This is a genomic window from Corynebacterium meitnerae, from assembly GCF_027570075.1.
GTDB lineage: Bacteria > Actinomycetota > Actinomycetes > Mycobacteriales > Mycobacteriaceae > Corynebacterium > Corynebacterium meitnerae.
The window spans coordinates 1-20,665 of sequence record NZ_JAKMUS010000004.1 but is presented as its reverse complement, the minus strand read 5'-3'; the positions used below and the strand labels follow the sequence as shown (position 1 = coordinate 20,665).

Here is a 20,665-nt window from a genome sequence, read left to right as displayed (position 1 = left end):
GCGTTGGTTACCTGCACACATTTATGCCTCCCCCTTGTCTGCCGTTCTCGAACCAGACTCTGAATTCAGGTTTGTCTCTAGCTCCGCGAGCGGCTCTCTTACCTCCAGCGCCACGGGCTCTTGGGTGAAGCCCACCTCCGGATCGCGCGGCAGGATGAGGCGGAACTGCGAACCGACGCCCGGGGTGCCGGTGGCATCCAAGATGCCGCGGTGCAGCTGGGCATCCTCGCGCGAAATAGCCAGGCCCAGGCCGGTGCCGCCGGAGTGGCGTTTGCGGGAGGAATCCGCACGCCAGAAGCGGTTGAACACCAGCTCCTCCTGGCCGGGCTTGAGTCCCACTCCCCCGTCAGTGACGGTGATGGCCACGGCATCTTCGCCCTCCACCAGGGCCAGGGTGACGGGGTTGCCCTCGGAGTGGTCGATCGCGTTAGCCAGCAAGTTGCGCACGATGCGCTCAATGCGGCGCGGGTCGCCCACCATGGGGACAGGGTGGTCGGGCACATCGAATTCCACGGCCACGTCGAGCTCTTCGGCCAAGTGGCTGGTCTGCGCCCAGGCGGACTCGATGGGACCGCGGGCGTCCATGGAGGTGGCGGAGAGTTCGGCCACGCCAGCGTCGTGACGCGAAATCTCCAGCAAGTCTGCGAGCAGTGCCTCGAAGCGATCCAACTCGCGGATCATCAGCTGGGACGCGCGGCGCGTGTGGGGTTCCAGGCTTTCCTCATCATCCGCGATCATGTCGGCGGCCATGCGCACCGTGGTCAGCGGGGTGCGCAGCTCATGGGAGACGTCGGATGTGAACTGCCGCTGCAGGTCACCGTATTCCTCCAGCTGGTTAATTTGGCTGGAGAGTTTATCCGCCATGTCGTTGAAAGACAGAGCCAGGCGCGCCATCTCATCTTCGCCTTCGACGGCCATGCGCTCACGTAGGTGGCCAGCAGCGAGACGCTCCGCAATGCGGGAGGCCGAACGCACCGGCGCAACCAGCTGCTGGGAGGAGATCCACGCGATACCCACCAGCAGCACCACAACCACAATCCCGGCGGAGGTAAGCAAGCCTCGCATGAGCGCCAGGGTTTGGCGCTCCGGCTCCATGTCCATGACCAGGTACAGCTGCAGGTCCGGGATATCGGAATTGGTCGGTGTACCGATGATCAGGGCGTTGTACGCCCGCCCTTCATGCTGCGTGGGCCAGAACTGGTAGGCCACCTGGTCTTGGGAGACAAAATCCACCAGGCGCTCCGGGATGGCAAAGTTTTCCGGTGATGTCACCGTGCCCGCCGCGGTGGGGGCCAAAAGCACGATCTCATAGGAGCCCGTCGCCGCCTTGTCCTGCTGGGAGCGCTGGGCCAGAGCCGCACGCGCGGTGTTCAGGCGACCTTGGGTCGACGTCGTGGTGGTGGAGTTACTCAGCTGTTCTTCCACTTGGGCGCGCACGCGGACGATGTCCGTCTGCGCGTTGGAGATCTTCAGGTCGACGAGGCGCTGCGTCACCACCGACGCCAGTGCGAGGCCGAGCACACCCATGACAATCGTGGACACCAGCAAGATGGTGGCCACGAAGCGCACTTGGAGTGAGGTCCGCCAATTATGGGCGAACCTCTCCCGCGCTGTGCTGAAGAAATTAGCCAGGATTTACACCCCCGCGCGACCAGTCTTGTACCCCACGCCACGGACGGTGAGGACAATCTCCGGGTTCTCCGGATCGCGCTCAATCTTGGAGCGCAGGCGCTGTACGTGCACGTTCACCAAGCGGGTGTCGGAGGCGTTGCGGTAGCCCCACACGGACTCGAGCAGCTCTTCGCGCGTGTGCACCTGGTGCGGTTTGCGCGCCAGTTCCACCAGCAGGTCAAACTCGAGCGGAGTGAGGTTAATTTCTTCGGAGCCGCGGGTGACGGTGTGCTGGGGGACGTCGATAAGCAAGTCTCCGATTTCCAGGATCTCGCTGGGCTCTTCCGTGGTCTGGCGCAGGCGCGCACGGATGCGCGCGATGAGCTCGCGGGGTTTGAAGGGTTTGGTGATGTAGTCGTCCGCACCCGATTCCAGGCCCAGCACCACATCGACGGTGTCCGTCTTGGCGGTGAGCATGACCACCGGCACGTTGGATTCCTTGCGGATTTCCTTGCAGATGTCCACGCCGCTCATCCCGGGCAGCATGAGGTCCAGCAGGATGAGGTCCGGGTTCTGGTTGCGGAACGCCGGCACTGCTTCAAGGCCGTCCATCACGGGCACTGCTTCAAAGCCTTCGGCTTCCAGCACGATGGTCAGCATCTCTGAAATAGCGGGGTCGTCGTCGACCACAAGAATCTTGGGCGTCACCTTCGCTCCTTACAACAGTGAACCGTGGGCTGGGGATTAAAGCGTTATCGCAGTTCTTTAACAGCTTGCATGATAGGCGCTGTTTCGCTGGCACGAATCCACCGACCCTCCCAGCCTGTGGCCGCCATGTCCAGGTATGCCGCGAACGTTGCGTCTTGGAGGGCGGTGTCGCGCTCATATTTATCGCGTGTGCGGGAAGCGTCAAGGCTTTCGCGCTTGGCGGCACGTTCCCGCGCGGTCTCGGGCGCGGTGTCCACGAGGACTTGCAGGTCTGGCCGGGGCAGACCCAGTTTTTCAAATTCCAGGTCCGCCACCCACGCGCGGTCCTCCACGTTGCCCGTGCGCGCGGACGTGTACGCCGCATTCGAGGCCACGTAGCGGTCAAGCAGGAGCACATCGCTTCTCGACGCCGCCCACTGCCCCAGCTCCTTCCCCACCTCAGCGCGGTCCAGCGCGAACATCACTGCCATGCCGTGGGCGGAGTCCACCAGGTCCCCCATCTTGCCGTGGAGGGCCTGTGAGGCGATCTGGGCGTGGATGGATTCCTCGTAACGCGGGAAGGACATGGTGGCCACGCCAATGATGCCGTCTACCTTGACAATCTCGCGGATGAGTGCTTGGACGAGCGTGTTCTTCCCGGCGCCGTCGATGCCTTCGAGTGCGATAATCATGGTGCTTAGTACCGGTAGTGCTCCGGCTTGTACGGGCCGGCAACGTCGACGCCGATGTACTCGGCCTGTTCCTTGGACAGCTCAGTGAGGTTGCCGCCGAGGGCTTCCACGTGGATGCGGGCGACCTTCTCGTCGAGGATCTTGGGCAGGCGGTACACCTGGTTGTCGTAATTGTCGCCGTTGGTGAACAGCTCGATCTGCGCGATGGTCTGGTCGGCAAACGAGTTGGACATCACGAACGACGGGTGGCCGGTGGCGTTGCCCAGGTTGAGCAGGCGGCCCTCGGAGAGCACGAGGATGGAGTTGCCAGAAGGCAGGGTGAACAGGTCAACCTGCGGCTTAATGTTGTCGCGGGTGACGTCCTCGCGGTGCAGGAGGGAGGCCATGTCGATCTCGTTGTCGAAGTGGCCGATGTTGCCCAGCACGGCGTGGTCCTTCATCTTGAGCATGTCCTCGAAGGTGATCACGCCCAGGTTGCCGGTGGCGGTGATGACGATGTCGGCGTCCGCAATCGCCTCGTCGACAGTCACCACCTTGTAGCCATCCATGAGTGCCTGGAGAGCATTGATCGGGTCAACCTCGGTGACGGACACGATGGCGCCCTGGCCGTCGAGAGCCTCAGCAACACCCTTGCCCACATCGCCGTAGCCGCAGACGAGGGCCTTCTTTCCGCCGATGAGCATGTCGGTGCCACGGTTCAGGCCGTCAATGACGGAGTGGCGGGTGCCGTAGCGGTTATCAAACTTGGACTTGGTCACCGCGTCGTTGACGTTCATAGCCGGGAACGGCAGGGTGCCCTCGTTGGCAAAGTGGTAAAGGCGGTGGACACCGGTGGTGGTTTCTTCGGTGACACCCTTGACGGCCTCAGCGGTCAAGGTCCATTTCTGAGGCTCAGCAGCGAGCGTTTCGCGCAGCATGTTGTAGAAGGCCACCTGCTCGTCCGAGTCCGTCTCATCGTTGCTCGGCACAGCACCAGCGTTTTCAAACTCAGCGCCCTTGATCACGGCCATGGTGGCATCGCCGCCATCATCGAGAATCATGTTCGGGTACACGCCGTCGCCCCAGCTGAAGATCTTGTTCATGCACCACCAGTACTCGTCAAGCGTCTCGCCCTTCCACGCGAAGACCGGCACACCCTGCGGGTTTTCCGGGGTGCCGTCCTTGCCCACCACGATGGCGGCGGCAGCCGGGTCCTCGGTGGAGAAGATGTTGCAGGATGCCCAGCGGACTTCAGCGCCAAGCGCAGTCAGCGTTTCAATGAGCACTGCCGTCTGCGTGGTCATGTGGATCGCACCAGCAATGCGTGCGCCCGCCAGCGGCTGCTCATCAGCGTATTCGCGGCGCAGCTGCATCAGGCCAGGCATCTCGTGCTCGGCCAAATCGATCTGCTTACGGCCGGCCTCGTACAGGCTAAGGTCCGCAACCTTGAAGTCGTTGGGGCAAAGCTGGGTCATGTGGGCACTCTCCTCGTTGGGCCTCGTTGGGGTTTATCTCTGAGCTACCCCACGAGGATACGTGCCCGCGCGTTGGTTTAGGACAGTGCCTCGAGGAACTGGTCCACATCCTGTTCCGCATCGACGGATTCGAGGATGCCCACGGCCGCGTCAATAAGCTTCTCATCCAGCTCGACGGACGTGCCGCGCAAGAAGCTGTACGAGCTTGCGACCTCGCCTGCGGAAAATGGTGCGCCCGCCCAGATCGCCGCGATCGTGGCCGCGGCCTGGCCGTTGAGGATCTCCTCCTCCGAGGCAGAGTCATCCACTGCCAGCAGGCACGCGTCGCGCACGGCCTCCGCAGTCTCGTCGGGCTCCAGCCCAGCGAGCTCATCAAGAAAATCGACGTTGACGTCTTCGCTGAAGATGTAAGTGTCCCAGGTGCTCATGTCTCATTTTCTAGTGCGTCATGGGCGTTCTGTCCACAAAATGAGCTTTTTGCTTTTCTGCGTTTCCCTTCCCCGGGGTAGCGCAACCGCTCTTTTCCTTGGTAACTTGTTACCAAGTTGTTACCGCTGTTGTTACCAGCACTGTTATGACGAGACCTGAGGAGACCCCGGTATGGAACTCACCGGCCGCAGATTCGCCGCCTTCATGGCCATCGGCCTGGGCTTGGCGGTTGTCCTTGGTCTCGTCGTGTGGAAGTTGCCGGATACCGGCGTGAGCATGGCTTCCGATAAGTCGGATTACGCGGGCCAGCCTGTCGCCCCGGCGGATGCGTCGAAGGACAAGACGACACCGGAATCAACTGAGAAGACCACCAGCGTGACCACTCAGAACGTCGCCACCACAAAGGATGCATCCCCGCAGTGGAATACTGGTTCGCGCCGCGATCCACTGGCACCCCGCAACGCGAAACTGAGTGGCACTGCTGGCCAAGCAACGCGTGAGCAGGAAGCGGATATGTACCGCCCCTCCAACGTTGCACCGCAGGTACAGGCGCAACCGCGGTTTGAGGAGGACTCCTCTTCAGAGACTTCCCGCCGCAGCTCGTCCCCCTCTGTCATAGCAACGACGCCGTCTGAGCCGACGCCGGATACCACCAAGCCCACTGACCCCACTAAACCGACCGAGCCGACTGATAAGCCGATTCCGGCCGAGGAGCAGTCCGGCGAGGACTCGATGGAAATCCCGCTGCCTGGTGCTGATTCCCCGTCGGACAAGGATGACCATAAAGACGCAGACGCAGGCAAGCCGGCGGCTGAGGAGACGAAGCCTCGCCCCGAGGACCCGTTCTCCGCATCCACCCGGGAGTCCCAGGCCCCGAGCCTAGCCTCGGATAATTCCTAGAACTTCGCTGACAATCGCGTCCACTTCGCCTTGAGTTTCCGCCTCCACATTGAGGCGCAGCAGCGGCTCCGTGTTGGACGCGCGCACGTTGAACCAGGCCTTGGTGTTGGCCAGTGACACGGTGACGCCGTCCAAGCGATCCACGTCCTCCGTACGGTCGGCGAAGGCTTCCACCACGGCATCCATCGCTGCCTGCTGGTCAGCGACCTCGGAGTTGATCTCACCGGAAGCGGCATAGCGGTTGTACTGCGCCATGAGTTCGCTCAGCGGCTTGCCCTGCTCCGCCAGCGCGGCCAGCACATGCAGCGCGGCGACCATGCCGGAGTCGGCGTTGAAGAACTCGGCGAAGTAGTAGTGCGCAGAGTGCTCGCCACCAAACAGCGCGCCCTTGTCGGCCATCTGTGCCTTGATGTAGGAGTGTCCCACGCGCGTACGCACCGGCACACCACCCTTGGCTTCCACGAGTTCCGGCACAGCGCGCGAGGTAATCGCGTTGTAAATGATCGTGGCACCCGGCGCCTGATCCAGGGTGCGCTCCGCCACCAGCGCGGTAATCGCCGACGGGGAGACCGGGTCACCCTTCTCATCGACAACAAAGCACCGGTCCGCGTCCCCATCAAAAGCCAGGCCAATATCGGCCTTTTGCTTCACCGCGAACTCCTGCAAGTCCACCAAATTCCTCGGATCCAGCGGATTCGCCTCGTGATTGGGGAAGCTGCCGTCCAGCTCGAAGTAGAGCGGGCGCACATCCATGTCATCCAGCACCGCCGGGACAGTGTGGCCGGCCATGCCGTTGGCGGCATCCACGGCGATGACCAGGTTGCGGTCCGTGTTCACCGGCACCAGGTTGCGCAGGAAGGTGGCGTAGTCCGCCAACACGTCGCGCTTCTCGGTGTGGCCGTGGGGGCCGGTGTGGGCAGGCACGCCGTCGATAAGCATCCGCGTAATTTCTGCGAGACCTGAATCCTGCGAGACCGGAGTAGCCCCCGTGCGACACAGCTTGATGCCGTTGTACTGAGCCGGGTTGTGCGACGCAGTGAACATCGCACCCGCGCACCCGATCGTGCCGGCGGCGAAGTAGAGCTCATCGGTGGACGTCAGCCCCAGGTCCAAAACGTTGAGGCCCTGGCTCATCACACCCTCGCCGAACGCTGCGGACAGAGCCGGGGAGGACGGGCGCATGTCGTAGCCGACCGCGATGGTGGTCTCCCCTTCCTCGCGCAGGATGGAGGCGAATGCTGCGCCGGCATCGAAGACAAAGGCCTCATCCAGCACGGCATTCGGGTAGGGCTCCACGATGCCGCGGACGTCATAGGCTTTCACCGCCGACTCCACGACAGCACGGTCACGGGTACGGGGCGAAGGATTCTCAGTTGGCTGATTCATGCCCACTGATCCTACAGGCCGAAACTAGTTCTCCTGCGAGGGATCGGCTTGCTGATTTTCCGGATCCGGCACAACGCTCAAGTGCGCACGACGCGCCGCCTTGTGCTCGGCCAGATGCTGCCCCACCCGCTTCGTGCGGTAGACGGGGTGGTTGGAGGTCTGCGGATTCGTCGTATCCCTCTCCGCATCAAACTCAATCGGATCCTGAGTGGTGTCCACCAAGCCAGTGGTCACACGACCTGCCTCACGCACTGCCTGCGCCAGCGCCGTGATCTCCTCCTCATCGGAGAGCTCAATCGTGTCAATGCGCACCATCTCCCACCCCACCGGGGCCGTGATGTGATCCGAGTGGCGGTTGCACAGATCCCACGCGTGCGGGTCCGTCGTCGGGGACAGCGGCCCAATAATCGCTGTCTTATCGGAGTACGCGTAAACCAGCGTGGCGGTAGCGGGCCGGCCACACCCCGGACGACAACAACGACGGAAGGTACTCACGGTCCACCAGTCTAGGCCCGCTTTGCCAAATTTCTTCCCGCGCCACGCGGCGCGCCGTGGACTCCACCCCGCGCAGGCGGGCCTAGATTAGGCCATATGACCCAGCCAGCCCCCGCACCCGGCACCGGACCAACGCACCTGCCGCCGCGGCGTGACCGCCACGGCCGTGGCGTCCGGGGCCCGCTACTGCCCGTGGCAGTGCCGCGCTACCGCACCCGCTCCATGTCCTTTGACCAGGCGGTGCTGGAGGCCTACGCGCCACTGCAGAACACCTACTTTGAGCAGCTCGCTGGCGTTGACCTGGCCGTGGACACCATCCCCCGCATGCGCCTGCGCGCCGACATGACGGTGCTTCCCGATGAGATCTTCGCCGACGGCCCCGTCCCCCTCGGCCGCGTGCTCCAAGCCGGTGTGGACCGTGCCGGCCGACCCACCCGCGCCCGCATTGTCATCTTCCGCATGCCCGTGGAGCAGCGCACCAAGACGCCATCGGAGCGCCATGAGCTGCTGACCATCATCCTCACCGCACTCGTAGCGCAATACCTGAATTTGGATCCGCGGGATATTGACCCGAATTTCCACTGGTAAATCCCCCGTCCGAAAAATCTGACGTCACCGAAAGCGCGACCTGGGCAAATGGGGGACGGAAAGTGCGTGGGTGGTGAGATTTCTCGAATGCGCCGTGGGAGCCCAAAGAAAAAACCCGGCCGAAGCCGGGTCTGAATTCAGGTTTCGCTCTAGCCAATCTGGCGGCGTAGGCGGCGGCGCTCACGATCGGAGAGGCCACCCCAGATGCCAAAGCGTTCGTCGTGCTCAAGCGCGTACTCAAGGCACTCATCGCGGACAGCGCATGCTTGGCAGATGCGCTTTGCCTCGCGGGTGGAGCCACCCTTCTCAGGGAAGAAAGCTTCCGGGTCCGTCTGCGCGCACAGCGCTTGGTCCTGCCATTCCTGCTCGACGGTGCCAAAAAGTTCGTCGAGGGTCATTCCGCCCGCGGCTGCGCCGCGGAGAATGGCGTTGTCAACCATGTCTTCCACGCCATCCCCTTTCTAGTGTCGGTTTTCCTTACCCTTGGCGCCTTATTGGCACTGCCGGTGGTTGGTGGAGTGGTTACTTACACCAATGTCATTAGACCCTCTGGCCCTAAATAGCGTCAACACAGTTGTTGCAAAAAGAAGTTTTTCCCACGGGAATAAAGGTTGATCTCCTCGTCGAGCACCACATGAGTCACACCAGTCACATGCCTTTTGTGAAGGGGGTAGGCAGCGGGGGTACTACATGTAGTAGGCGCCCCTCACCGTGGCAACTAATCGGCAGGTCCTCGGCGTGTCGCTACGCATCCGGGGAGAAACGTATCCCTAGATCCGGGATGTTCACGCCCGGCCAGATACGCATGCCACCCTGTAGCTCACAACGTGCGCCGATGCTCACACCATCACCGATAACGCAGTCCTGAATGCGAGCATTCGCACCAATCGTCGCGCCTGAGGCGATGATGGAATCCCTGATCACGGCACCCGGCTCAATAGTCACGCCATCGAAAACAACACAGTCATCCAGGCGGCTGCCCGCACCGATGGTGGTGCCACGGCCGACGGAGGTGCCGCCGACGAGGATGGCGCCGCTGGCGATGCCGGCGGATTCGTCGACAAGCGACTCCCCTGCGCGACCTTCCAGCAACGGCGAGGGCGCGATGCCGCGGACGAGGTCCGAGGAGCCCTGCACGAAGTCACTCGGGCGCCCCATGTCGCGCCAGTAAGACATGTCCACGTGACCCCACACGCGGGCGCCGGACTTGAGCAGGCCCGGGAAGGTTTCGCGCTCCACGGAGACCGGGCGGCCGGCTGGGATTTGGCGGATGATGTCGCGCTGGAAGACGTAGCAGCCGGCGTTGATCTGATCCGTCGGCGGCGCTTCCGTCTTTTCCAGGAAGGCCTGCACGCGACCCTGCGCATCGGTGGGCACGGAGCCGAACTGGCTCGGATCCGGCACGCGGACGAGGTGGAGGGTGACATCGGCTTCGTGCTCAGCGTGCGTTGCCAACACGGCGTTGAGGTCCGCGCCGGACAGCACGTCACCGTTGAAGATCATGGCCGTGTCATGGCGCAGGAACGGCTCCACGTTGCGGATACCGCCACCGGTGCCCAGGGCCTCTTCCTCCACGACGTAGTCGATTTCCAGGCCGAACTCGGAGCCGTCGCCGAAGTACTCCTCAAACACCTCTGCCTTGTAGGAGGTACCCATGACCACGTGCTGGATTCCCGCTGCCTTGATGCGGGCCAGCAGGTGCGCCAGGAACGGGTAGCCCGCCGTGGGCAGCATCGGCTTTGGGGTGTTCACCGTCAGGGGGCGCAGGCGGGTGCCTTGGCCGCCAACTAGAACAACGGCGTCAACCTTTGACGGATCAATGCTGTGTGCCATGCGGCGGGGTCTCCTTCAACACAGAGTGTCTTTGGTGTTTACGGTTTCTCGGTTAAACCTATCCCGCCGCGGAGCACAATCCGGCCATTGACGGGGCCTGTCGGACTATCCGCGGCCAAGCAGGCGCATCAACAACGCCCGCCCTTTGAGTCCTGCCCACAGCACGGCGCGGACGGGTGCTTGCCACCAGTACGGATGGCGGTCCGCCTGGAAGCGGTAGGCGGAATTGTGGTGCGCGGGCACAGTGACGGCGGAGTACTTCTTGGCCGAATGTCCCTGGTCGTGCGCGATGACGGCGTCCGGGGTGAAGATGTTTTCCCACCCGGCGCGGGTGAGCCGGTCGCCGAAGTCAATGTCTTCGAAGTACATGAAGTAGCGCTCGTCGAAGCCGCCGATGGCGTCAAAAGCCTCCCAGCGCACGAGCAGGCAGGAGCCAGAGAGCCAGCCTGCTTCACGGCGTCGGCTCAGGTCCTCCCCTGCCTTATACGCCGTGGAGAACGGGTTTCCCGGCCAGAAGGGGTACAGCACGGCGTGGCCGATGCCGGTGACTAGGTTGGGCACTTCGCGGGCGGAGGGGTACGCGGAGCCGTCGGCTTCTTCGATGCGCGGGCCCACTGCCCCGGCACGGGAGCTGGCCTCTGCGCACGTGATGAGGTGGTCGATGGAGCCGGCAGTGAATTCCACGTCGGGGTTGACCACGAGGAAGTAGTCAGCATCAATCTCGCCTGCTGCACGACGCGCAGCCAATGCTCGCGCCGCTTCATTGATCGCTGGGCCGTAGCCGATGTTGCCGCCGGTGGGCAGGTAGACCACGTCCTCGTGCTGCTCCGCGAGCTGCTGGGCCACGCCATCGGTGGAGCCATTGTCCGCGCACACGAGCAGGGTGGGCCGCTGCGTTGCCGTGCCCAAGGACTCCACCAGCGCCGGCAAGTGCCGCCCCGGGTTGTAGGTCACCGTGACTACGGCCAACGGTGCCGGCTGCTTCGTCCCATTCGGAGTATTCACAGTGCGGAAGTGTAGAACATCGGTGCACGGAAATGGGGTGTGCTTGCCGTATACTCCTAACCTGATTTATTCCCCACCAGCACCACGAGATTGAGGGCGGCGTTCTGTGAGCGATAAGTACAGGCCTGTGCGCGACATCCAGCCGGCACCGTCACGCGTCAAAGACTTGTCCCAGATTGGTCACCCGATGCTGAAGAGCGCGTTGGCTGCTCTGGCTGTACTTATCCTCGCGGTCACGGGCATGGGCTACTACTCGGTGGGCACGCTGGGCTCCAACCTGGCTAACTCGGACCTGAATCTGGGTGGCACGGACAAAGACGATCTCAAGGGCGCGGACGGTGCCGTGGACATCCTGCTCGTCGGGTCGGATTCGCGTACGGACGCGCAGGGCAATCCGCTCAGCCAGGCCGAGCTCGCCCGCCTCAATGCTGGTGAGGCCGATGGTGAGTTGAATACGGACACGATCATTGTCGTCCGCGTTCCCAATGACGGCTCCCGCGCCACCGCCGTGTCCATCCCGCGTGACACGTACGTGCGCGACAGCCGCTTCGGCAACACCAAGATCAACGGCGTGTACGGGGAATACGCCACGCAGAAGCGTGAGCAGCTCGTGAGCGAGGGCATCGAAGGCCGTGAGCTCGAGGAGAAGGTCGCTCAAGCAGGCCAGCAGGGGCTTATCGACGCGGTCGCGGACCTCACCGGCGTCCAAGTCGACCACTATGCGGAAGTCGGCTTGCTCGGCTTCGTCCTACTCACGGACGCCGTCGGCGGCGTGGAGGTCTGCCTGAACAACGCCGTGAATGAGCCGCTGTCGGGCGCCAATTTCCCGGCTGGCAATTCCACCCTCGACGGCGCGCAGGCCTTGGCGTTTGTCCGCCAGCGCCATGATCTGCCGCGCGGCGACCTGGACCGCATCGTGCGCCAGCAGGTGTTCATGGCATCCCTGGTCAATGAGATTATCTCCGCCGGTACGCTGTCCAACCCGAACAAGTTGCGTGAGCTGTCGGTGGCGGTGGAGCGTTCGCTGACCGTCGATAAGGGCTGGAACATCATGTCCATGGCTACCCAGATGTCTGATCTGGCGGCGGGCAACGTGACCTTCCAAACCATCCCGGTGACCTCCATCAACGGCGTGGGTGATTATGGCGAGTCCATCGTCACCGTTGACGTCCCGCAGGTCCACGCGTTCATGGATAATCTCGCGCGGGAGCAAGAGCAGTCCGACCAAGACGGTAAGGACGGCGAGGACGCCCAGCCCGCCGAGACCCCCGCTGAGCTGGATGGCACCACCATTGATGTCCTCAATGCCGGCGGCACAGCAGGCTTGGCCGCGGGTGTTGCTGCGCATCTGAAGGAGCAGGGCGCGACCGTCGATAATGTCAGCAACGCGGTGGCCGGCGTGTACTACGAATCCCAGATCGTCGCCGCCCGCGCCGATGACCCGGCAGCCATCGCGCTGGCCAACATGCTCGGCGGCCTGCCCATCACGGTGAATGAGTCCCTAGACAGCAACTCCCTCATCGTTGTCACCGCCGATGATTACGCCGGCCCGTCCTCCGACGTGGCTGAGCTGCCAGAGCCCTCGTCCTCCTCCAACACCGTGGGCACGCCGGGTGAGGATTTCGGCTCACCTCAGGTTGGCCCCGAATTCAATGCTGGCGGCTCGGGCCCGCGCTGCGTGAACTAAAACCTCTACGATGGGTGCGCATGAGCGTGCTCACCCCACTCGTTACCAGCGACCCCGCCTCCCCGCGCCTCACCGTGTATGACGAGGCCGCCGGGACGCGCATGGAGTTCTCCGCAATCACGTTGGACAATTGGGCCAACAAGATTGCCAACATGCTTATCGACGAATTCGATGCCCCCGACTCCCCCATCACCCTCGACCTTCCCGTCTCCTGGCAGGCCGCCGTCCTCCCCCTGGGCATCACCACCGCTGGGCTCACCGCCGTGGTGGATACAGCGCAGAACATGACCCCCACTGCGGAGCCCCGCCTGGTGTTCACCACCACCGACCGTGCGCAGCAATGGGTCGATGCGGGGGTTGCCGATGTTGCCGTTGTCTCCAATGATCCCTTCGGCCGTGGCGTGGTGGAATCCGGTGGCACGCTGCCCATCGGTGCCGTCGACTTCGGCCCCACCGTGCGCTTCTATGGCGACCAGTACTACGGCGACTCCCCGGACCTGGCGCAGTGGGTGAACCCAGAGGTCACCAACACAGCTGAGCGCCTGCTTGTCCCCGGTTGGCGCAACCGCGAGGAGTTTGACCGCTACGTCCTCGCCCCACTGGCTGCCGACGGCTCCGTTGTCGTTGTCACCGGCATGGCCTCTGCCGAACGCCTCGCCCACATCACGGAGGCTGAGAAGATCACCCGCCAGCTGGTCTAGGCTCTACCGGTCCAGCCAGTGCAGCAACCGCCGCCACGCCACCCGCGTGGCCGAATGAGGCAGCGCGATAACTTCGCGCGCATAATTCTTCACCCGTGAACGCCGCGGCGTCGGCGCCGCCACCACATCGATGGGGATACCCAGGTGCGAAGCCCAAATGCGGGTGCGACCCACATGAAAACCGTTGGTCACCACCGTCAGGCGCTCCGCATCGGGCAGCAGCGCGCGGGAGCGTTCCAGGTTCTCATTCGTGGACGTCGCCCACGGCTCCTCAACAATGTCCGCCGGGTCCACGCCCCGCTCCACGAGCCACCGCGCCATCACCGCGGACTCCCCCTTGCCCGTCACCACGACAGTGCGTGGCCGCGTAGCGCGGTACAGATCCAATCCCGCTTGCAGGCGCGCCTCAAGCATTAACGACGGCTCCCCGTCCCTCACCCGCGCCCCCAAAATCACTAGCGGGTGTGGCACTTACTCACCCAGCAGACGCTGGCGCAGCGCTTCATCCTTGCGCTCCACCTCAGCGGCCATGTTCGTCTGGTAGTCCACCATCTTCTGACGCAGCGCCTCATCAGCCGTACCCAGAATGCGAGCCGCGAGCAGACCAGCGTTCTTCGCACCACCAATGGACACCGTGGCCACCGGGACACCGCCCGGCATCTGCACGATGGACAGCAGGGAATCCAGGCCGTCCAGATCAGCCAGCGCACGCGGAATGCCAATCACCGGCAGCGGCGTCGCCGCCGCGACCATGCCTGGCAGGTGAGCTGCACCGCCAGCACACGCAATGATCACCTCAAGGCCACGCTCATGTGCGCTCTTGGCGTACGCCAGCATCTTCTCCGGCGTGCGGTGCGCGGAGACAACGCCTACCTCAAAGCGGACACCGAACTCAGCCAGGACCTCCGCCGCGGGTGCGACAGTGTCCCAGTCCGAATCCGACCCCATAATGATTCCAACCTGCGGTTGCATAGCTTTCCCTCCAGCTCGCTCAGTTTGCAGTGCCGTTCACAATGATCTCAGCCGCAGCCTTCGCCCGCGACAGGACCGTCTCCAGATCCACACCAGCCACGTTCACGTGACCCATCTTGCGGCCCGGGCGGTAGCCCTTGCCGTACAGGTGGACCTTCGCCTCCGGGAACTGGCGCATGACCTCCATGACTCGTTCCTCCATCGGCTGCGCTGGCTCCTCGTCCGCGCCCAGGGTGTTCACCATGACGGTGTAGCTCGCCGTGGTGTCCACGGAGCCCAGTGGCCAATCCAGGACAGCACGCAGGTGCTGCTCGAACTGGCTGGTGACACAACCGTCCTGCGTCCAGTGGCCTGTGTTGTGCGGGCGCATGGCCAGCTCATTGACCGTGACAGCCGGCTCGCCGGAGGCATCGGTGTGGGCGAAGAGCTCAACGGCGAGGACACCAGTGACATCCAGCTCAGAGGCAATCTTGGTGGCCAGCTCCTGGCAGTAAGTGGCCTGCTCAGCCGTCATGTTCGGGGCCGGGGCGATCGCTTCAACGCAGATGCCGTCGCGCTGGCGGGATTCCACGACCGGCCACGCCTTGATCTCACCGGACGGCGTGCGCGCCACCATGGCGGACAGTTCGCGGTCGAAGTTGATCTTGCGCTCGGCGTAGAGCGGAGTGCCCTTGTCCAGCAGTTCGGCGACAAGGGAGCGTGCGTCCTCTTCGGTCTTGGGGAACCACACGCCATGGCCGTCATAGCCACCGCGGGTTGCCTTCAGGCACATCGCGCCATCGACGGAAGCGAAGAACTCAGCGGCATCATCAGCGCTGTCGATGGGAGCGAAGTCCGGCACCGGTGCGCCGATCTCCTTCATCTTGCGGCGCTGCTCCAGCTTGTCCTGAGCGAAGATCAGGGCGTGGGGCTGCGGCTGCACGCTCACGCCCTCGGCGATGAGCTGGTCCAGGAACTCGTTGGGCACGTGCTCGTGGTCAAAGGTGGCGGCGGCAGCGCCAGCGCAGACGCGCTTGACGTCATCGAGGTTCTTGTAATCCCCGATCTCCACGTCGCCGAAGACCTGGGCGGCGGAAGAGTCCGGCGCGCCAGCCAGCACGCGGGGTGCAAGACCCAGCTCGATGGCTTCGGTGTGCATCATGCGCGCAAGCTGACCATCGCCGATCACGGCGAGAATGGGCATGCCCTGCGCGTCGCGGGTGGCATCTGACTTCGGATTCGACTTCGCGTTGCTCACGAGTGCCTACTCTACTGAGCAATCACCGCACGTGGCCGGATGACCTCCCCGAATGGGTCTAGCGGAATGGGGTTGCAGGGTATGTGGCTGGGGAGGATGCGGACAAATGTGTCCGATCGTGGGATGTGGGGTGTTGTGAGCTGGGGGTTTGGGGCGTCGAAAAGCGGACGCACAGTGTGTCCTCTTGTGGGGCGGGCATTGGGGCAGCTCATGGGCGGTGAGGTGCGAGGAGCGGACAGATATGTCCGCATCGTCTGGGGACATATTGTGCGCGGGGCTACCATCGAAACCATGACTTCTTTGGGCCGCCACACGATCTTTCAGAACTCGCTCATGTCCGCATTGCTGGATGGGATTTATGACGGGGAGATGACTATCGGGGAGATTCTGTCCAAGGGCAATTTTGGGCTCGGCACTTTTGATGGGCTGGACGGGGAGATGATCATCCTGGATGGCACGTGCTACCAGCTGCGGAGTGATGGTTCGGCGACGATTGCGGATTTGGAGCAGAAGAGTCCGTTTGCGCAGGTGACGAATTTTGTGTCGAAGATCGTCGCAAAGGCTCCGAAGGGCATGAAGCGCAGTGAGCTGTCTAGATTCATTGATGATCTGGAGCCTTCGGGCAACTATTTCCACGCCGTGCGGATTAAGGGCACCTTTACGAATGTGACCACCCGGACGGTGACGAAGCAATCCAAGCCGTACCCGCCGATGCGTGAGGCGGTGGGCGATGACAAAGAGATCACGTTTGAGAATGCGCGCGGGATCATCGGTGGATTCCGCACGCCGAAGTACGCGAAAGGCATTGGTGTTCCTGGGTGCCACGTTCACTTCATCAATGAGGAGCGCACGTCCGGCGGGCACGTCCTTGATTACACGGTGGAGGACGCTGTAATTGAACTCTGCCCCGGGACCGACATGGAACTACACCTGCCACTCACCGCGGATTTCGCGGCGGGCAACCTCTCCCCCGATGACATTGATGAGCAGATCCATACGACTGAGGTGAAGGGCTAACCGCGCTGAACACAAGAAAACACACACCATGAAAGAAAGGGTAGGCAATACTAAGTTAGTATCATACTATTGATTCATGAAAACAAGTAATGGCGAATCTCGCCTTCCCCAAAGTGATAGAGCAACAAGTGTGGCAGCAGGCCATTGGGTGCTTGCTCGAGCAGGTAAACGTGTGCTGCGCCCCGGTGGTTTGAAGCTAACGAATCGCATGCTGGAAGCAGCCGATCTGTCTGGCAAGAAGGTGTTGGAATTCGCTCCTGGATTAGGTCGCACCGCCGCCATCATGCTTGACAAAGGACTCGCCTCCTACACAGGCGTGGATGAAGATCCGGATGCTGTTGCGCGCGTACAAGCCGTGGTCGGTTCACGTGGCACTGTAGTAACCGCTCAAGCCCAATCCACTGGCCTTGAGTCTGAATCTGCGGAGGTCGTGGTTGGTGAAGCGATGTTGACCATGCAAGGCGACAAAGGCAAGCGAGCAATCATCTCCGAAGCATTCCGTTTGCTTGAACCAGGAGGCCGTTATGCGATCCACGAACTCGGACTAACACCTGACCCCATCGATACGGAACTCGCTGACCAGCTGCGCCAGCGCCTCGCACGAACGATCCGGGTTAATGCCCGTCCGCTGACACGCACCGAATGGTGCGAACTGTTGGAACAAGCTGGATTCAGTATCGAGTGGGTCGGATTTGAACCCATGGCACTGCTTTCTATGCGCCGCAACATCGCCGACGAAGGCCTCAGCGGCGTCATCCGGATTCTCCGCAATGTTGCACGCGACAAGGATCTGCGTCACCGTGTCTTGGAGATGCGTGCGTTGTTCAAGGAATACAGTGAGAATCTGACCGGCATCGCTATCGTCGCACGCAAACCAACACTCGAACCATAGAAAGCCCAAGAAGAAAGGGGTTCTAGACATGAGCGAATCCAAAGCATTGCCAACCGCCATGCTCGGATATGTCGAGAATCTTGCGGAGAATATTGAGTATTCCCCGCAATCGACCGTCTCCAAGATGGTCATGCGCGCGGAGGGAGTCAATGTGGTTCTGTTCTCCTTCGACGAGGGAGAAGAACTATCCGAACACACCGCGGCGATGCCCGTTATTGTGCAGGCTCTCGAAGGTGAACTAGAGATCACCGGGGACGGCAAAACTGTGACGCTGCACCCAGGTGGCATGGTCCACTTCACCACACGACTACCGCACGCAGTTAAGGCACTCACCAAAGCAAAAATGGTGCTGTACATGATGAACCGTCCGCCAGCTAATTAGGAGCACAGCAGCAAGCAAACGCTTCATCACTTGCACTTAAGTGGGGCGCAAAACATATCAAGTAGGTAAGTTTTGAACCACCTTGAACGGAAAAATGGCTCAAAATATACAAATCTCTAGGGGAGTTGGCGGCGGATGAGGTCCTCGACGCGCTTGGTGCGGCCCACGTCCGGGAAGTACACCGGCTGGGCATAACCGAAGACACCGATGTTGAGGCCGCCGCGGTGGCGGTGGGCGCTGCGAATCTGGACGAATGGGATCGATTCGACGGAACGGCCTTGCATGACCACGACGCGTTTGTTGGTGACCACGAAACGGCGACGGCGCAGGCGAATGACGGGCTGAAGGAAACGCCACAGGGCAAGCACAGCCCAGATCAGGACGACGAGGTTGCGCAGATCAGCTCCTACACCAGTGCTGTCCATCCAACCGATGAGCATCCAGGACAACGCGGTGAGGATGATCAGCTCTAAAAACGGGAACGCCAAAGAGCGCAGTGGCGGCGCCATGTCCGCCAATACGACTTCTCCTCTACCGAGTCTGATCTTTGCCACGGGCACAGGTTAATCGGTGGGGCGTAAATGAGTCACGTCGCCAGTCGAGTAACTCGTCCCATTCACGACGATCTCACCGTGCTCATCCACGTCATCAACCACGCCGATGACGTCTCCACTGTGCGTTTCCAGGCGGACGCGTTGGCCGATAGTGAGGGAGACGGAGCGGTAGGCGCGGATAAGCAATGCATCCTTGTCACGCCACTGTCGCAACCTTTGGCCGAGCGCGCGGAGCAGCTCGATGGTGAATTCGTCCCAGTCGACGGTGATGCCTTGAAGGTTGAGGGCGGTGGACCAATCCGTCGGTAAGCGATGCTCCTCCCATTCGATGTTGACGCCGAGCCCGACGACCAACATGGGGGCGCGATCGCGCATATCGATCTCCCCCAAGATTCCCACGAATTTCTTGCCGTTCAGCAGCACATCATTCGGCCACTTCAGACGCGCCTGCGGCACCACGTCCACGACCGCCAACCCCGCGGCCAAGGACACCAGGCCCAAGTCATCCGTGTGCGGCAGATCAATGGCCACGCTCATGAGCAGGCTCGCCCCCGCGGGCGCCTCCCACACGCGGCCCAGCCGCCCCTTGCCGCTGGTCTGCTGGTCCGCAATGAGCACCGTCCCTGGCGCACCCGTTGCGAGCAGCTCCGTATTCGTCGACTCCGACACCTCCACGTGCCGGACCTCCGACCAGTACTCCGCCACCGCCGCCTGAATCCGCGCCACGTCCTGAACAGTCATGCCTTCAAGCGTAGACGCGGACTTACACTGGGCCACATGTCAGGCATGAAGCTTTTCACCATCGGCTATTCGAAGAAGAGCGCGGAGGAATTCTTTGACCTGCTGCGCGCCAACAACGTAAAGCGTGTTGTAGACATCCGGCGCCACAACACAAACCAACTCGCGGGTTTTACAAAGAAAGACGACCTCGCCTGGTTCCTCAGCGTCATCGCTGACATCGACTACCAGCATGTGCTGGAACTCGCGCCGAGTGAGGACCTCATGCATGCCTACCGGAAAGAAGGCCTCCCGTTCGATGAATTCGCGGCACAGCTCCGCGCACAATTCGACGAACGCGAGATGCCCACAAAAGCGACCTTCGATCGCGCCGCTTTGCTGTGCTCCGAAGCTGACCCATCAACCTGCCACCGGCTCATCGCCGCGCAGTACCTAGCCGAAAAATGGTCCGGTGTGGAGATCATTCACCTGTAAGTCCGCAACCCCACCACCAAAAGCCCAGGGAGTCCGCAATGCGGACTGTTTTTCTTAGTTTTACTGGAAACATACTGTTCTGCCCACAATTTGGGAACAGTGCGAATTTGAATTACGACGATATCAACGGTCGCGAGATCCCCGGCACCGAGAACTATCAAAGTATCAAAAGCGGTAAACTATCAAAGTATCAATCCGTTTCGCCCCACCTTCGGTGTGAGCCCACTGATTTGATCTGCCAGGCACCACCTTTCTCCGCCGCGCACGGCACTATGAGCTCGGCCCACTCACTATCGCCGACGCACGCTCCAACCTGGCTGAAACCGCCTCTGACTCCGGCAAAGAATTCAGCGCGGAAGCTGCTGACTATGCCGCCAGTTTCACCCAGGGCTACCCCTACCTGGTTCAGCTCATCGGTTTCCTGTCGTGGGAAAAATCAGGCACAACGATCACACTCGACACAGTGAAGGAAGTCCGACCTGAAGCCATTCAAGTCTTGGGCACGAACGTTCACCAGCCCTCGGTCCGAAGTGTGCCCGCCCGCCAGCGCGAATTCCTCGACGCCATGGCCGACCTCGAAACAACATCACCCAACAACGAAATTGCCATCAGCGACATCGCCTCCTCACTGGGCAGAAAACTCAACGAGATTTCCGATTCACGCGCCAAACTAATCAACCGTGACCTCATCGTTTCCGCCGGTCACGGCAAGCTCGAATTCGCCCAGCCCTACCTCGGCGCATATTTGCGTATCGACGATCGCCCCATTCGCGTCAACTAACCCCCACCACCAAAAGCCCAGGGAGTCCGCAATGCGGACTGTTTTTCTTAGTTTTGCCGGAAACGAATCTGGCAACAACTCTCCTACCGCACCAACGCCCGCGCCACCGCCAGGTCCTGCCACGGCATGCCGGCGGTTTTCACAACAACG

The 20,665-nt window shown here is 62.0% G+C and carries 24 protein-coding genes; 9 read left to right on the top strand and 15 right to left on the bottom strand.

Translation table 11 applies throughout. The features are described from left to right. Positions 1-21: 21 nt before the first annotated feature. The 5 genes from mtrB to L8U60_RS03595 all read right to left on the bottom strand — a co-directional run bounded on the left by mtrB (position 22) and on the right by L8U60_RS03595 (position 4,872). Positions 22-1,632: an MtrAB system histidine kinase MtrB gene (gene mtrB / locus L8U60_RS03615; RefSeq protein ID WP_269965116.1), complete on the bottom strand. Its 1,611-nt coding sequence runs from the start codon at positions 1,630-1,632 to the stop codon at positions 22-24. 3 nt (positions 1,633-1,635) lie between these two features. Beyond that, positions 1,636-2,319, bottom strand: coding sequence for an MtrAB system response regulator MtrA (gene mtrA / locus L8U60_RS03610; protein ID WP_269965031.1), 684 nt, complete (start codon positions 2,317-2,319; stop codon positions 1,636-1,638). 44 nt (positions 2,320-2,363) lie between these two features. Beyond that, positions 2,364-2,990 carry a dTMP kinase gene (locus tag L8U60_RS03605; RefSeq protein WP_269965030.1) on the bottom strand — a complete coding sequence of 209 codons (627 nt, stop codon included), beginning with the start codon at positions 2,988-2,990 and terminating at the stop codon, positions 2,364-2,366. A gap of 5 nt (positions 2,991-2,995) precedes the next feature. After that, on the bottom strand, positions 2,996-4,444 hold the full coding sequence (gene ahcY / locus L8U60_RS03600; RefSeq protein ID WP_269965029.1) for an adenosylhomocysteinase: 1,449 nt from the start codon (positions 4,442-4,444) through the stop codon (positions 2,996-2,998). Between the two features lie 77 nt (positions 4,445-4,521). Further along, a complete protein-coding gene (locus L8U60_RS03595) occupies positions 4,522-4,872 on the bottom strand; it encodes a DUF4259 domain-containing protein (RefSeq protein ID WP_269965028.1) in 351 nt (116 codons plus the stop codon). Positions 4,873-5,044: 172 nt separating this feature from the next. Here L8U60_RS03595 and L8U60_RS03590 point away from each other — a divergent pair, with 172 nt between their 5' ends. Beyond that, on the top strand, positions 5,045-5,773 hold the full coding sequence (locus L8U60_RS03590; RefSeq protein ID WP_269965027.1) for a hypothetical protein: 729 nt from the start codon (positions 5,045-5,047) through the stop codon (positions 5,771-5,773). Here L8U60_RS03590 and L8U60_RS03585 read toward each other — a convergent pair. Together L8U60_RS03585 and L8U60_RS03580 are read right to left on the bottom strand one after the other, a co-directional pair. Then, positions 5,753-7,159, bottom strand: coding sequence for a phosphomannomutase/phosphoglucomutase (locus L8U60_RS03585; protein WP_269965026.1), 1,407 nt, complete (start codon positions 7,157-7,159; stop codon positions 5,753-5,755). The two genes, L8U60_RS03590 and L8U60_RS03585, sit on opposite strands and share 21 nt — an antisense overlap. Before the next feature lie 24 nt (positions 7,160-7,183). Further along, complete coding sequence (locus tag L8U60_RS03580) at positions 7,184-7,654, bottom strand: DUF3499 domain-containing protein (RefSeq protein WP_269965025.1); 471 nt, start codon at positions 7,652-7,654, stop codon at positions 7,184-7,186. Between the two features lie 96 nt (positions 7,655-7,750). On the opposite strand from L8U60_RS03580, the gene L8U60_RS03575 reads away from it, so the two are divergent. Further along, positions 7,751-8,242, top strand: coding sequence for a metallopeptidase family protein (locus L8U60_RS03575; protein ID WP_269965024.1), 492 nt, complete (start codon positions 7,751-7,753; stop codon positions 8,240-8,242). A 149-nt stretch (positions 8,243-8,391) separates the two neighbouring features. On the opposite strand, the gene L8U60_RS03570 is transcribed toward L8U60_RS03575, so the two are convergent. The 3 genes from L8U60_RS03570 to L8U60_RS03560 form a co-directional block, all read right to left on the bottom strand. Beyond that, positions 8,392-8,682, bottom strand: coding sequence for a WhiB family transcriptional regulator (locus L8U60_RS03570; protein WP_370687010.1), 291 nt, complete (start codon positions 8,680-8,682; stop codon positions 8,392-8,394). 304 nt (positions 8,683-8,986) lie between these two features. Continuing rightward, entirely contained in the window at positions 8,987-10,075 is a 1,089-nt protein-coding gene (manB, locus tag L8U60_RS03565) for a mannose-1-phosphate guanylyltransferase (RefSeq protein ID WP_269965023.1), read from the bottom strand. A gap of 105 nt (positions 10,076-10,180) precedes the next feature. Continuing rightward, complete coding sequence (locus tag L8U60_RS03560; RefSeq protein WP_269965022.1) at positions 10,181-11,080, bottom strand: glycosyltransferase family 2 protein; 900 nt, start codon at positions 11,078-11,080, stop codon at positions 10,181-10,183. A gap of 106 nt (positions 11,081-11,186) precedes the next feature. Between L8U60_RS03560 and L8U60_RS03555 the strand changes: the two genes are divergently transcribed. Next, positions 11,187-12,767: an LCP family protein gene (locus L8U60_RS03555; protein ID WP_269965021.1), complete on the top strand. Its 1,581-nt coding sequence runs from the start codon at positions 11,187-11,189 to the stop codon at positions 12,765-12,767. Positions 12,768-12,787: 20 nt separating this feature from the next. Continuing rightward, entirely contained in the window at positions 12,788-13,468 is a 681-nt protein-coding gene (locus L8U60_RS03550; RefSeq protein ID WP_269965020.1) for a TIGR03089 family protein, read from the top strand. A gap of 3 nt (positions 13,469-13,471) precedes the next feature. Here the strand turns inward: L8U60_RS03550 and L8U60_RS03545 are convergent, their stop codons facing one another. From L8U60_RS03545 to L8U60_RS03535, 3 genes are read right to left on the bottom strand one after another with little or no spacing between them, the layout of a single operon-like run. After that, complete coding sequence (locus tag L8U60_RS03545) at positions 13,472-13,924, bottom strand: YdcF family protein (RefSeq protein WP_338026468.1); 453 nt, start codon at positions 13,922-13,924, stop codon at positions 13,472-13,474. Positions 13,925-13,939: 15 nt separating this feature from the next. Further along, the gene (gene purE, locus L8U60_RS03540; protein ID WP_269965018.1) at positions 13,940-14,440 is read right to left on the bottom strand and encodes a 5-(carboxyamino)imidazole ribonucleotide mutase; all 501 of its coding nucleotides are present in this window, start codon (positions 14,438-14,440) and stop codon (positions 13,940-13,942) included. 19 nt (positions 14,441-14,459) lie between these two features. After that, the gene (locus L8U60_RS03535) at positions 14,460-15,677 is read right to left on the bottom strand and encodes a 5-(carboxyamino)imidazole ribonucleotide synthase (RefSeq protein WP_269965017.1); all 1,218 of its coding nucleotides are present in this window, start codon (positions 15,675-15,677) and stop codon (positions 14,460-14,462) included. A gap of 291 nt (positions 15,678-15,968) precedes the next feature. Between L8U60_RS03535 and budA the strand changes: the two genes are divergently transcribed. The 3 genes from budA to L8U60_RS03520 all read left to right on the top strand — a co-directional run bounded on the left by budA (position 15,969) and on the right by L8U60_RS03520 (position 17,968). Further along, positions 15,969-16,694, top strand: coding sequence for an acetolactate decarboxylase (gene budA / locus L8U60_RS03530; RefSeq protein WP_269965016.1), 726 nt, complete (start codon positions 15,969-15,971; stop codon positions 16,692-16,694). A 76-nt stretch (positions 16,695-16,770) separates the two neighbouring features. Beyond that, a complete protein-coding gene (locus L8U60_RS03525; RefSeq protein ID WP_269965015.1) occupies positions 16,771-17,586 on the top strand; it encodes a class I SAM-dependent methyltransferase in 816 nt (271 codons plus the stop codon). Between the two features lie 28 nt (positions 17,587-17,614). Beyond that, positions 17,615-17,968 (top strand): cupin domain-containing protein, encoded by a 354-nt coding sequence (locus L8U60_RS03520; RefSeq protein WP_269965014.1) that lies wholly within the window; start codon positions 17,615-17,617, stop codon positions 17,966-17,968. A gap of 116 nt (positions 17,969-18,084) precedes the next feature. Here the strand turns inward: L8U60_RS03520 and L8U60_RS03515 are convergent, their stop codons facing one another. Both L8U60_RS03515 and L8U60_RS03510 read right to left on the bottom strand, forming a co-directional pair. Beyond that, the gene (locus L8U60_RS03515; RefSeq protein WP_269965013.1) at positions 18,085-18,522 is read right to left on the bottom strand and encodes a YdbT family protein; all 438 of its coding nucleotides are present in this window, start codon (positions 18,520-18,522) and stop codon (positions 18,085-18,087) included. Positions 18,523-18,531: 9 nt separating this feature from the next. Then, positions 18,532-19,263: a biotin--[acetyl-CoA-carboxylase] ligase gene (locus L8U60_RS03510; RefSeq protein ID WP_269965012.1), complete on the bottom strand. Its 732-nt coding sequence runs from the start codon at positions 19,261-19,263 to the stop codon at positions 18,532-18,534. Positions 19,264-19,299: 36 nt separating this feature from the next. On the opposite strand from L8U60_RS03510, the gene L8U60_RS03505 reads away from it, so the two are divergent. Both L8U60_RS03505 and L8U60_RS03500 read left to right on the top strand, forming a co-directional pair. Beyond that, positions 19,300-19,734, top strand: coding sequence for a DUF488 domain-containing protein (locus tag L8U60_RS03505; RefSeq protein ID WP_269965011.1), 435 nt, complete (start codon positions 19,300-19,302; stop codon positions 19,732-19,734). A gap of 463 nt (positions 19,735-20,197) precedes the next feature. Further along, positions 20,198-20,515 (top strand): hypothetical protein, encoded by a 318-nt coding sequence (locus tag L8U60_RS03500; RefSeq protein WP_269965010.1) that lies wholly within the window; start codon positions 20,198-20,200, stop codon positions 20,513-20,515. Positions 20,516-20,665 lie beyond the last annotated feature (150 nt).